This is a genomic window from Pseudomonas sp. GL-B-19 (genome assembly GCF_019956415.1).
GTDB lineage: Bacteria > Pseudomonadota > Gammaproteobacteria > Pseudomonadales > Pseudomonadaceae > Aquipseudomonas.
In genome coordinates this window covers 1-13,888 of record NZ_JAHBDK010000052.1, presented here as the reverse complement: position 1 = coordinate 13,888, position 13,888 = coordinate 1, and the positions used below count along the sequence as shown (strand labels likewise).

Genomic DNA, 13,888 nt, shown 5'->3' with positions numbered 1-13,888 from the left:
GCGGCATCGAACTGCCCCTAGACATCATCCTGCGTCAGGAACTCCGTCTGCTGCGCCGCACGATTGGACGTGTTGGAAACCAGCATGTCGAGGGTGTAATTGCGGTTGCCGACATGCCGCACCTGGGTCAGGTTACCGCCGTGGTCATAGCGGTATCGCCGGGTGTAATTGCTGTACTGGTTCGAGTCGGCACTGCTCGCTGCCGGCAACCCGGGGCCTTGTCGGCTTGCCCCGACATTCTCCCGTCCGCTGGCCGTGAGCAGTTGATACAACGCATCGTACTGATAGTCGTTGGCCGGCTCGATCTGCTGGTTGTTGTGGTAACGGCTGTCAATCGCCGCATCGCTGATCGACAGGATGTTGCCCACCGGATCGTAGACGTAGCTCAGGTCCTGCAACAGCGAACTGCGCCCGACCTGCGGCGGGCGCGTGCTGATCAACCGGCTCAAGCGCAGGGTTTGCGGCTCGTAGCGGTAGTCGGTGACCACCCCGTTGCTCGCCGCTTCACGCAACACCTGGCCGCCGGCGCTGTAGGTGATCGAAGTCAGGATCGGGCGTTCCACGGTCTGCCCCACCAGGGTCAGGCCACTGCTTGCCAACTGCCCGGCAATATCAAGCTGCTGACGTTGCTGATTACCCTTGGCATCGACACTGTTCAGCACTTCGCCCAGTGCGTTGTAGCCGATGCGACTTTGATGTCGCTCGGGCTCCAGTACTACAGGCCACAGGGTTTCAGCGCCCTGCCAATCGCTGTTCGCCGAGTCATCCCGCAACAGTTGACGGACCATCTGCAGAGACTGGCCGCCGATGGAGTAATGGGCGACTTCGTTGAGCCCGGCCGTGTCGTAGTGACGAACCAGTTGCCCGCGACTGTTGGACTGCACGGCATTGGCCTGGTTTTCACCATAGACATAACGCTCGCTGACCCGCTCACGCTCCGTACCGTCTTGCTCAAACACACTGCTCAAACGATGCTGCGGGTCATACTCAAACCGCTTGAGGTGTCCGCGACTGTTGCCCTGCCAAACCGGCCCGGTTTCGATGTCATACAGCGTGACCTGCTGACCGGCATCCTGGCTCTGACTCAGCAGCACTTGGCCGGACAGCGAGTTGTGGTAGCGAAAGTTCGGCAACACCGCTGGATCGACCTGCTGCGCAGCAAATAACCGAGGATCAATACTGCTCAATAGTTGCCCACTGATGCTGTAGCGTTGTTGGGCAATCAACTCATTAGCCGCCTCGCCGACAGCATTACGGTTGTACTGCAGCGTACGGACTGACAAACCACGATTGTCGACAACCGATACCGTGGGAGTGCCACTGCACAGTTGCGCAGTGGTTAGATTGGAAGTGCTACTCATGAAAATGCCCTCAGCCAGGAAGGGTCGTCAAGCGCGCGAACGCAGCCGACCGTTAAACGTCAAAAGGTAATTGTGCTGTAGCTCACTTTGGAGTTCAGGCCCCTGGAGTTAGCCACAAATACATGGCTACTTCAGGTCACCCCTAAAGATACAAGGTCTAAGCAGTGACTTCAGGCGCTTCTTAAACCCTCCCTCCCTTGGTACCGCGGAATACTTTCTTGACCGCGCTTTGTCTAGAGCGTAACTGCGTCGCACCCTCACCAATTGACCGCACCTGGTGATCCGTCATGCTATAGATACGACCTTCCCCCTGATAACCAGTCACCTCCGCCTTTGTGAACCCCTCATTGGCCAATGCATTGGCAAATGATTGAGCAAATGATTGTTTGGGTACTCCGAAAAACTTCCTCAAACTGACAAACACTCCGGTCGGCGCTGCGGCATCATTCAGGTCCTTAGCAGCGAATGAAACAGGGTCTTCTATATCCCCGCCATTGCAAGAAAGCAGTCGGAAATCGACAAAGTCTTTGGATAGTCCTCCATCGGCAAACTGTTTTGCCAGCTCAGAAGCGCTGATTGTAATTATCGGTTTGGCCGTTGCCGAGTCCAGTTTATTATCTCCTGCCGTACCATGACCAAAAATGTAAATTTTATTGTTAGCCGGATCAAGATTAGCAAGTTCCTGCCCCGACTGGTTACTTTTAATGTTCAGCTGCCCCAACTGGGCTAACTCTTCCGTCACGTTATTAAGATGATCTACTTGATCATTATACTTAGCATTCCCCATATGTTGTTGGGCCGCCTGATTACCTCCGAACCCTTGAACGATCGCATTTATTTCAGTTATGGTTTTATTATGTCCCGCTATCCTGAACCGTCTATCCATATCCAGGGTATTTTTATCCACATCGTTTTTGGCGATTAGATCAAAAACAGATTTACCCCTCTTGTTTCGACTGATATTCCTTCCAGCAGCAGACCTGATTCCATCCACCCCGCTAAACGGCACATAGATCACTCCATTCTTTGTGCCCGCGCCATTGGGGTCATAGTGTGAGACGGGATTATTTCTGACCATCCGATACAAATTCAATCCATCCTCGGTACCTGCCGGGTCCGGGTTAATCCAGCGCTGCAGCCAGGGTGCATAGTAGCGGATGCCGTAGTAATACAACCCCGTCGCATCACGCTCCTTACCCGAGTAGCGCACAAACTTGTACTTGGTCTCACTGGCGTTTTTCCCCGACCATACGGCGGTGCCACCAAAAGGGTAATACTCCTCCTGGGTCAGCACATTTGCGTTCTGATCCAGTTCAAGCAAACTCGAATCAATCTGGTTGTCCAGGCTGGCGCGCAGTTGGTCATTGGGAATATCGTCGGGTTTGCCCGTTACCCAGTGCAAGAGCCGCACTTGCTGACGGCCGGCGCTACCCATGCTAACCACGTGCAACTCTTCCTCAGTGAGAGTGGTGGCGTCTTGTGTTCTCTGGGTTCGGCGCAGTTCCAGCCCCGGCAAATAGATCACCTGCGCACGACGGGTCGTACCACTGGTATGACTCACCGTGGTTTTGCGTACCCGGGCGCCACCGCCGTCATATTGGTAGTGTTCTTCGTCGTCATCGCTATCGCTACGCAGCACCTGGGTAACCGACTGCAGTTGATTGCGCCCGTCCCACGTCATCGGTTGGCCAACCACCAGCTGTTTGAGGTTGCCGGCGGCATCGAACTGCCCCTCGACATCATCCTGCGTCAGGAACTCCGTCTGCTGCGCCGCACGATTGGACGTGTTGGAAACCAGCATGTCCAGGGTGTAATTGCGGTTGCCGACATGCCGCACCTGGGTCAGGTTACCGCCGTGGTCATAGCGGTATTGCCGGGTGTAATTGCTGAACTGATTCGGGTCGGCACTGCTCGGTTCCGGCAACGCTGGGCCTTGTCGGCTTGCACCGGCATTCTCCCGCCCGCTGGCCGTGAGCAGTTGATACAGCGCATCGTACTGATAGTCGTTGGCCGGCTCGATCCGCTGGTTGTTGTGGTAACGGCTGTCAATCGCCGCATCGCTGATCGACAGGATGTTGCCGACCGGATCGTAGACGTAGCTCAGGTCCTGCAACAGCGAACTGCGCCCGACCTGCGGCGGGCGCGTGCTGATCAATCGGCTCAAGCGCAGGGTTTGTGGCTCGTAGCGGTAGTCGGTGATCACCCCGTTGCTTGCCGCTTCACGCAACACCTGGCCGCCGGCGCTGTAGGTGATCGAAGCCAGGATCGGCCGTTCCACGGTCTGCCCCACCGGGGTCAGGCCACTGCTTGCCAACTGCCCGGCAATATCAAGCTGTTGACGTTGCTGATTGCCCTTGGCATCGACACTGTTCAGCACTTCGCCCAGTGCGTTGTAGCCGATGCGACTTTGATGTCGCTCGGGCTCCAGCACCACGGGCCACTGGTTTTCAGCGCCCTGCCAATCGCTGTGCGCCGAGTCATCACGCAGCAGTTGACGGACCATCTGCAGGGACTGGCCGCTGATGGAGTAACGGGCGACTTCGTTGAGCCCGGCCGTGTCGTAGTGACGAACCAGTTGCCCGCGACTGTTGGACTGCACGGCATTGGCCTGGTTTTCACCATAGACATAACGCTCGCTGACCCGCTCACGTTCCGTACCGTCTTGCTCAAACACGCTGCTCAAACGATGCAGCGGATCATACTCAAACCGCTTAAGGTGTCCGCGACTGTTGCCCTGCCAAACCGGCCCGGTTTCGATGTCATACAGCGCGACCTGCTGACCGGCATCCTGGCTCTGATTCAGCAGCACTTGGCCGGACAGCGAGTTGTGGTAGCGAAAGTTCGGCAACACCGCTGGATCGACCTGCTGCGCAGCAAACAACCGGGGATCAATACTGCTCAATAGCTGCCCACTGATGCTGTAGTGTTGCTGGGCAATCAACTCATTAGCCGCCTCGCCGACAGCACTACGGTTGTACTGCAAAGTACGGACTGACAAACCACGGTTGTCGACAATCGACACCGTGGGAGTGCCACTGCACAGTTGCGCAGTGGTCAGGTTGGACGTGGTACTCATGACAATGCCCTCTGCAAGGAAGGAGTGTTATCCATGACCTCTTGCAGTGTGTCGTTCTCATCTTCGGCGATGGTGAACCACGGGTAAAAACTCGTCCGTCGCAAGTAACCCAGCGCGGTAGTGACCTGATATTCACGACCAACGGGGTCGTAGTAATGGGTATCGGCATACCCCCACTCTCGGGCGCTGTCATCATTGACATAGATCGGCACGTCAATGAAATAAGGCTGATACGTTCGAACCGCCTGGCCTTTATTGTCGTACTCGGTGCGCCCGGACACGGCCCAGCGCGGCGCCGATCCCGTATCACGCTCAACAGGTTTGCCAGCCTCGATCTCCAGTGTTCCGTCAGCGTTGACGACATACGCAAGCCCGGGCGGGCATTTTTGTTTGGCCTGCAGGGTGCGCCCAAACCCGTCGAAAAGTGACAGTGATATCCTGATCTGCGCAGCGGGGGTCGCGCCTGGATATTGATCTGCCAGGAGCGTCGCAGCTTGCACCGGATGACGCTTCACACTGGCAATCGCGCCGCGCAACGACTCGCCGACACCCTCGATCGGCAAGCCTGAACGGGCCCATGCAACAGCGCGTGAGCGCAGCCGACCGTTAAACGTCAGAAGGTAATTGTGCTGCAGTACACGTTGGAGTTCAGCCCCCTGACCGGGCGAAGAAAGCGCAGCAAGCTCGTCGCTGGAAAGGTGCCCCATCCAACTATAAAAGTCATACAGATAGACTTGCGCCGCTTGCTGAACAGCCGCAGAGGGCGTTGCCAGCGCGGCATCGATACTGGCCAAGGCAGAGTGGCTGGAATCAAATGCAGCCAGCGGAGAAAATCCGATGGCCACTGACTCCCCCGCCTCATTCAGCTGAGTGCCATAACCGGAACTTGCAATCACCTGCCCCAAGGCATCGAACAGCACTTCCTGGGTGTTTTCGTTTGCATCGATGATGCAATTCGGGCTGAGAAAACGGTAATCGTAAAACGCCTGAACCCGATTGCCTGCACCGTCAGTGACAGACGTGACAACGCAACTGTGCACATCGTAGGTGAATGTTTGAGGCGCCACGATGGGCGTACTTCGCATCGCTCTTGGCCGGTAGAACGGCAACCAGTTGCCATTTTCGACATAGGTGCTGTAACCGCCGGGAATCACCCAAATGTCCGGGTTTACGTCTGTCGGCTCACTTAACACCTTGCTGCGCTTCAAATAGCCCGCGGCGGGTAAGGCAACCTCCAGATCAAGGGTCGAAACGCCGTCATACGCCTTGAGCGACTCGTCATCGAGTTCCGCCGTTTCCTGATGATGGACCAATGCCAGCGCAGGGGGTGGTGTGCCCGCGAGGAGAACATCTGTACCTGAAGCATTGAAATAATAAGTGACTGTTTGTCCCGCAAAGGTGCGCGGTTGTGTCGTGCCGGTCAGGCTATCCGATGCGATCAGCGCTTCGTAACTTAAACCACTGCGGGTCAAGGGGTAGCCGCTGTACCCTGTCGCGTGCATCAACACATTTTGCCGTTGCTGATAAGGCAGCCCCAGTCGCCATGCATCCGGGTGTGTCAGGTTGTAGACACTGCTGCGACTCTCGGTCAGGCGCAGCGGTGCCTGGCTTTCGTCGTAAGTGCTCGCCCACATGGCATTCGGGACTGTAGCCGGGTAAGGGCTTGTAAGCGGTTTGGGCTGACGAGGGTAATTGACACCAACGGTCCAGAGCGGAGCACCAAACTCATCGGTCCGCAAAGTCACCTGCTGCTGAACGACAGGGTCACCGGCAATGCGCTCGTAACCGACGCTTAGCTGCTCCAGAGCCATCGGCAGGACGACACTGTATGCCTCTGGAGAAACGGCATTCTGAAGCAAGCGAACCTGCATCCGAGTTGTCTGGACACTGTACGGAACGCCCTGCTGGGGACTGGCGTCCTCACCGTAAATCTCTGTCCGTTGCATGCTGCCTTTCAAGGCACGGTACAGCTGATAGCGAGTAGAACTGTCAATCGATGTCAGCAGATCATCATTGCCGGTCACAGGATTTAACCGGGTCAAGCGCGGCGCCCCCAGGCCAAATACCAAAGCGTCTTCATAAGGAAGCGCACCGGACAACCCCTCACCTTCCCGCCCGGTGTTGTACCAGACCTTGGTCAGCGTCGGCGCAGCCGTCGGTAGATCACTCGCGGTCGCTTGGGCATGCTGCTCAGTGTCCAGGTGCTGGACAAAGCCAAAACCACGAAATTCCCGTTCAACACCATCATAGACACCGTGTCGATAGAGGTATTGCTGCGTGAGGCAATTACCGCTGATCTCATCCAGCATGCTCTGTGTCGACACCACGGGTACAGCGAATGGCAGCTCACAGACACTCTCGGGCGATGCCTGCTTTTCGTCGAGCCATTCTTGTGCAGAACTGCGATAGGTATAGCTCGTATGGGTGCCCATATTGTTGTTGGATGACAGCAACAAATAGGGCTTGGTCGCTGCAAAGTTGTAGTGCCAGTGCTGGGGTTTGGTATGGGTGACAGTCAGTACCAGCGAGGTCGTTCCGGTACCACTGAGATCGGCAAAGTTGACCTGGTCCAGTTGGTCAAACCGCACACCCACAGGCATCGGCAAAATCAGTGGCACACGGCTGAAACCGTTGCCGGACTGATTAAGGAAGATCAGAAACCGCTCAGACTCGGCATAAATCAGATCAGCCGCCCCGGAACCGTCCAGATCAGCCAGAAAAACCCTGGAAGGATTGAACGTATGTTCGTCAAACGGCAGCTGTGCCAGTACCAACGGTTCGCCGAAAGCCCCTCTCCCCAGATTTGGCCAGCAGGTGAGCTGGTTATAGCGGATCTGGACCAGATGCTGCTGACCTGAGCCCAGCACATCACTGAACGCAACAATCGATGCTTGATCACCCGACTGCATCGGCAAACGATCATCGCCGTCATGAGCAACATCTTGCCCTGTGCCGTAGCCCTGCTCCCGTTGGTTGGCGTACAGCCGAACACTTTTGGGGCCAATCAAGGCCAGATCGGGCAGGCCAGTACCCATCAGATCGGCCATCTGCGCTGATGGATGCAAGAACTCTGTGGGGAATGCCGGAGAGGGTACGAAATGGCTCCAACGCTGATCGGGGTTCAACGTGAAATAACCCGCCAACCCTGGTTGTGCAATCAGCCAGTTGAGTCGACCTGTGCCCATGAGGTCGACAAGTGCCTTTCGCTCACTTCCCTCAGGCAACAGAGAAGGCAGTTGCGGCAATGATTGCCAAGGCGCGTAGCTGACCGCATCAGGGCCTTGCGTACCGCGAATCGGCGCCCGGTAGCGCCAGTCGTTACCTTCCTGATAGAGAACTCCGGAGAGGCCTTCGCCCAACAAGTCAACTAATTGATACTGCTGACCATCATTGAGGCTTGGGAACGATGGCAATGCCGAATAGCCGGACGAGTTAAAGTCCGGTGTAAATGAGCTGTAAGACCAATCCACTGGTGGTCGGGATTGAACGGTTCCGTCACGCTCATAGGCCAACACTTGTGCGCCGATCAACTGAGTCAGTTGCGGCGACTGTTGGTACTCCAGCAGCAGACGCGAGACCAGTTTGTCCGACTGTTCGAGCTCCTGGGAAAAATGGTGAAACATCAACACTTGCTGACACAGCCGGTGTGTGCGCACTTCAAAACCGAACGAGTAGTCGGAGAATGAATCTGCGCGGCACGGCCAACTGTCAGAGGACAACAACGGCGGCGCTATCAGCGGGTCCAGTGTCCGCTCACCATAGTCAAATACCAACGTAAACAGCCATGCCGGAGTCTCTGTCTGCGTGAATTTACGCCAGGCATAGAGTGGCTGATATTCCGTGACGTTACCGTACTCGACATATTGCAAATAGCGATTGGCGGTGTGTGACCGAGAAGCTTCCTGGCCACTCAGGATGCAATTAGCAGTGTCTTCCTGCTTGTAGCGATAGCGAATGTGCTCCCCGGTCAAGGTCACTGACTCTTCAAGCAGCCAGACACCGATATGGCCCGGTTGTGCAGGATCGGTAATCCGCGCCTCGGCGGACTTGCCCAGACAATGCAGTTGACCATCTGCCGTGTGCAACAACCAGAAATCACCCTCGGTAGTTGCCGGGCTCCAGCGTTCGATCCTGCTGAATGAACCTTCGATACATGGAAAGTAACGCGTGACCGTATAGGTGTGGTCGAGGTCCAGCCCACCATAGCTGTCGCGCTGGGTGGTGATCACGTTGTGATCGGAGCCGGTTTCTGGAACCAAAACCTCGCCATCCGGCGCCAAATACGTATCGTCTTCCTGATACAAGGGCGCGCCGCGACTGGTGCGTCGGCGGATCGTCATTTCAGAAAGCCCCCACCCCATGGCGAAAGCGCCATTACCGGAACCGCTGCTGTAGTTCAACGACAATGCAGGGGCATGACCTCGTCCGGCGGACACAGGCAATGCCAGCGTTCGGCTGGACATACCCGTCAAACCGACGCTGCCCAGGGCCTCCCCCATGCCCTGGATTGCCCCACCACCTTTGGGCAGCGAGGGTTGATTCACTTCAACGGGAGTGTTCTGACTGGTATTCATAATTCATCCTCAAAAGTTGCGCGGGTGTTCTCCAACGCGGCCAAGGGCTGAGCCCCTGGCACGCGGCCACTGTCAGTACCCTTTGAGGGTGTAGCGGAGATGGAAAATGACATCGACCAGGCTTTCCACCAGCTCACGCTGCTGCTGACCTGTGCCGGCATTAAAGAACGTCAGAACGAGCGTCCCGGTGGTGGTTGAATCGCCTTCAAACGGCAAGTATTTCGGATCGTTGAAGTCGACCATAAACAAGCCCGAATCATCGAGCCCGCGGGACAGCGCAACATAGTTGCCGTCGCCCCTGCTCAAGGTGGCCTCTACATCCTGATAAGGCCCAATCAACGCCGGTAACGAAACGCTGATATTTTTGAAGCGCCCGACCTTACCCGTACTGCCATAGGCGTCATTCAGATCAAGCTCAGCGATGTCCAGCTCAATGACCAGCTTGTCGCCGTTCACCGTCTTGATTGCTACGCCGCCAGCCGCAACAACCGGGTTGCCCGAAAGCGCCCCTTTGAGGAACACGGAAAAGCTTTTACTGCTGTCGGCTCGAGTGATTTGAGTATTGAGCGAAATGGTTTTCTGAATCTCCAGCCCACGTTTGTCCAGGCGCAGGTAGATGTTCTCCATTTTTTGCAGCTCCAGTTGCAAGCTTTCCCCGGCCAGCAACCCCTGGTACAGATCGTTCCACATTGGCGTGGTGAACAGACTGCCGGCGTTGGAATCACCTATTTCGCGTCCCAGCGCAGCTTTCGTCGTCAGGCACAGCGCCAGCGCGCTGTCATACAGCTGGTAGTAAAGCGAAGAAAGTCGACCGGCCATCCAGTTAAACAACTCCAGCCCGGTGAAGCGCGTGGTCTGCAGGGCGTACTGCGCACGCATATTGCTCAGCTCCTGTGCGTACAGCGCTTTTTGCTTTTGCGCCATCGCCAGTTGCTGATTCTGCGACTGAATTTGTGCCGTCAGCTGTTTGACTTCGAACTCCGCACCTTGCTTCTGAATCTGCCAGTCCGCGCGTCGACGTCGGTATTGCTCACTGATATCCAGGCGCTGGGCAGAGGTTTCCAGGATCGTCGCCGTTGCTTGCAACCCAAAGGCCACCGCACGTGCCGCACCGCCCCATCGCGATCCACCCACAGCCAGCCCGAAGGTGTTAGGTGCCAATTCAACCGCAGCACCCACCACGTTGCTGATCAGCGAGCCGGCGTTCAACGCCCCGGCTGCCACACGCAGATCCATGGCACTCTGCTCACCGCTGGAAATCCAGTTGTTGTAAAGGCCGGTGTAATGCGCCAGGCGAGTCTTTGCACTGTTCAGCGCTTCTGTTGCGGCGGTCACCCCGGAGGTCAGCGAGGCGATGTTATCGACCTGAAGCTCCTGAGTCAGTGTCGAAATCTGTTGCTGCTGGGTCTGTACCAACAGGGTCATGTACTCGTTGTCACGTTGCAGCAATGCCGTTTGCAGTGCGCTACCGAACTGAATGACGCTGCTCACCGCCGTGCGGGCCTTGTCCATCAATACCGGGAAGCGAAATTCACTGACCTGCTGATTGGCGGGCACGGAACCACCCGCTGCGCCGTTGCCCGCGCCGTGCTGAAGCTGCAAGGCCGTGGGTGAAACCGGCGTGGCAAACAGCGGCAGAACCAACGGCTGGCCATCGAGGGTCAGGTTGTTGCGCAGGTTGTAGAGGCGCACCTCCAATTTGTCCCAGTACAGCAACAGGTCGGCGTTGTAAGGGGGTAAAAAGCTGCCGTTTTTGCTGCTGAGATATTGCTCAAAAGCCACAAACCCGTCGTTTGGCGCCTGATCGTCAATATTGGAGAGTTGCCGTGCGAGGATATGGGATGCTTCGTCTGCGACTGAGGGATCAGGCCAACTGTTGGTGTAATGAATCTCCGGCCGCGGCCCCAGCATTTGCGAGGCTTGTATGTAGTACATTTTCGCCTGGCCTATGTAGTCACGTTGCTGCATCCGATAGCAATCGTCGCCATGTTCGATCAGCGCGTTCACACTGCTGAGGAAGATCGCCATCTTGTAATGCATGGGGTCATTCATGGCGATGACGTCTGGGTCGACCGTCTCCGGGATTGACGCATTCCAGGTCTGGTCGGTTTGCAGCGGTACAACGTTCCAGTAACGTGTCTCGCCGCCCGGTTTGTCCAACTCACCGCGGCTGTTGCGGTAGCCCGTTGGCGAAAAAATATATTGGTGCCATAGTTTGGCACTTGCGTAGTTTTGTTCGGTCAAGTATCGATCGGCAATCAGGAAGCAGCTGTGGAAGAAAATCTCCCAAAAATACAGCCCGTAGGACCCATTGAAATCAATCGAAGCCGTGTTATTCAATTCAACATTCTGGGTCTGGCTACTGTAATTTAAAAGACCGTCCACGCCATCGCGCTGCAGCGCAGAAACAAAATTCAACGCTGAGTTGGTCTCTAATTGGGTGACAACTATTTCCGCCGAGCTACCCTGAGCGCACTTAAGAGCGCCATCACCCAAATGAAACAGTTTTTCAAAAAATAATAAACTCACGTTTTTGTAGACATACATTCTATTTAGCTCAGAGGCTTCCCCTTTCACCAACCATAACTCTACATATTTAACTTTACTCGGTAATTGAAAGCCATGGAGAGCCCTATCATCGACATCAATAAAAACACCACCAACCTCTCTGTCGTTCTCATCAAAAAAATTGATGACGGCGGTTGCAGTAATATTGAAACGCAAATAGATGGTATCGCCCACCCAATCTTCAATAGTAGCCCGTGCGTTAAGCATAGAATATTCAAAGGAATCTCCTACCTTGGCTTTTCTATGAGCCAACGTATCTGAGAATAAGAAATCCTTACCCTCAGGAATATAAACCTCATCTAAAAATGTCAACTTTTTGTCTGGAATGCTATTAATAAGTGCAAACTTAGAAGGTTTGATAGCAAGGATATTTTTCCGATAGGACACCCACGTACCATCACCCTGCAAATACCAAATATTATTGAAGTAATCGTGTTCAAGTTTTCCGCCATTGCCATCTGGGCCGCCCTTTGCCATTTGGCTGATCCAGCAAATATATAGTCGATTATTAAACCAGCATGGCCTTATCATGCTATCCAATGCCTCCTCGGTCGGAGCATTGATCTTTAGCCATTGCGACCAGGCTCCTCCAGTAAGCGCACCTTCGTCGTTACGTACCGCCATATTGCAACTGCGCCAGTAATAACTGTGCGGTACATTCTGACTACGACCAATAAAATATACGGTGTCTCTACTTTCAACCCGGGCATCTGTTCCTGCTTGGTAACCGCTGATGGTTTCTAGATTGGCAAGGGTTTCAAAACCCAACAGATACTGCTGGAAGCCTGCTTGCACACGGCTATCGGAAATACGTCCCTGATTGATAGTATCTTCAAGCGTCTTGAACAGTTCAGTTTTACCGTAACGCAACCCGGGATCAAGATACGTCGAAGGATAATACTGCAAACGCTCCTTGCCCGCCCAAGTCGAATACACCTGATTGTAATCCGGCCAGTCATAAAGAAAACCGCCAGGCATGGACTCCTTAACCATGCTCGAGCCGACAGTGTCGTTTACATCCGGGTCAATCCCTCCCAGACAGCGGTTGATGTATAGCTGCAAGCTGGAAATGGTTTCGGCAACCCGAGAAGTCAGGACTTCTGGGCCAATCCGGGTGTCGAGTAACAAATACTCGTAAAGATCCTCGGCATTTTTAACGCGCAAGCTCAAGGGTGTCCCATCTCCCAATGCTGTTTTAGGGATGCAATAAGTAGTGTAATAGTCAACCAGCGCATCGCGTCGCGCGGTCTGGATGGCATTGATGGCGGTGTGGTTATTCATGATGTGCTCCAGATACTGAATAGTGACAACGGATTAGTTCTTGATCGCTGCGCTTAATTGCTCGGCGACACCACGAATCAGATTCGACAATCCCGGATGGACTGATTGCGGCCTGGACATCTCAAAAAGCTGGGCAATGCAGTTGCTGCCGACGTTTAAATGCGCACTGGCTTGCATCCAGGTTTCCAGATGAAAAACGTCATCAAGGTATTTTGGAAAACCCTGATAAATATTTTTACTAATCAGATAGCTGTTCATCAGGACAGTTTTTTTCGAGTCCCATCCATGGATCGTTGCCAGCGCGGCAAGTGCCTGGACAGGTACCTGGCCCTGTTGATTAGCCATCTCGAAATAGCCGAACGCTTCGGAGGCCGGAACAACGATTCGCGACAACCATTGTTTGAGCCGTGCGATGCGCAAAAGCAATGGCATGGACGGCTCTACTCCGGCGTCCGGCATAAACCAGCTGGGACAGTCGACAATCAGGTACAGGTCTTGCTCGGTCAAATCGGCCCATTGGCTGATAAGGGCGTATTGCGCCATGCCCTGGCTGTAACGAGCGATGTTGGCTGAGGCTTGCGAATCACTCTCTTCCGGTTCAGTACCGTGTACCCGAATCACATCGGCCCAGAAATCACCGAGGCCATAGGCCGCAGTGCCATCCGCTGTGCGAAAGAAAAAGTCCTGCCATTGCAGCAATTTACCCATCACATTAGGTTTGCTTTTAAATACCGGTGCAATGGCTTGGTGCAGCCTTTTCGCAAGCTCTGGAGAAATCGGTTCGTTGGTCTGATGGCTAGACGCGACACTATCGCCGATAAGCGACGTGTAGAGGTTGTGCGTGAAATTATGCAACTCTGGCGTGAAGATGGGACTGTAGACGTCTGTCGTCATGCTCAGAGCGGTGCGAATATCCAACTGGTTGTCGACCATCCAGGCAAGCACCGTTTCGGTTTGCCGAATAATCTCGAGCGTGTCCAGTGTGGCCTCGCCGGCCACTCGTCCGGCGGTATTTTTACCGGGATTGA

Annotated in this window: 5 protein-coding genes; all 5 read right to left on the bottom strand. The window is 54.9% G+C overall.

The window, feature by feature from the left end; all coding sequences use genetic code 11:
• Positions 1-17 precede the first annotated feature (17 nt).
• A complete protein-coding gene (locus tag KGB06_RS20265; RefSeq protein ID WP_223518929.1) occupies positions 18-1,361 on the bottom strand; it encodes an RHS repeat domain-containing protein in 1,344 nt (447 codons plus the stop codon).
• A gap of 181 nt (positions 1,362-1,542) precedes the next feature.
• Positions 1,543-4,437: an RHS repeat-associated core domain-containing protein gene (locus KGB06_RS20260; protein ID WP_223518927.1), complete on the bottom strand. Its 2,895-nt coding sequence runs from the start codon at positions 4,435-4,437 to the stop codon at positions 1,543-1,545.
• A complete protein-coding gene (locus KGB06_RS20255) occupies positions 4,434-8,900 on the bottom strand; it encodes a SpvB/TcaC N-terminal domain-containing protein (RefSeq protein WP_223518972.1) in 4,467 nt (1,488 codons plus the stop codon). Before KGB06_RS20255 ends, KGB06_RS20260 begins: the two co-directional genes overlap by 4 nt.
• Before the next feature lie 183 nt (positions 8,901-9,083).
• The gene (locus KGB06_RS20250; RefSeq protein ID WP_223518925.1) at positions 9,084-12,860 is read right to left on the bottom strand and encodes a neuraminidase-like domain-containing protein; all 3,777 of its coding nucleotides are present in this window, start codon (positions 12,858-12,860) and stop codon (positions 9,084-9,086) included.
• Positions 12,861-12,893: 33 nt separating this feature from the next.
• Positions 12,894-13,888, bottom strand: a 995-nt coding sequence (locus tag KGB06_RS20245; protein WP_223518923.1) for a hypothetical protein, incomplete at its 5' end; no start/stop codon positions are given.

Bases quoted from the DNA above. Each gene is read 5' to 3' on its own strand.
- KGB06_RS20255 (WP_223518972.1), bottom strand. From the start codon at position 8,900: ATGTCCAGCCGAACGCTGGCATTGCCTGTGTCCGCCGGACGAGGTCAT.
- KGB06_RS20250 (WP_223518925.1), bottom strand. From the start codon at position 12,860: ATGAATAACCACACCGCCATCAATGCCATCCAGACCGCGCGACGCGAT.
- KGB06_RS20260 (WP_223518927.1), bottom strand. From the start codon at position 4,437: ATGAGTACCACGTCCAACCTGACCACTGCGCAACTGTGCAGTGGCACT.
- KGB06_RS20265 (WP_223518929.1), bottom strand. From the start codon at position 1,361: ATGAGTAGCACTTCCAATCTAACCACTGCGCAACTGTGCAGTGGCACT.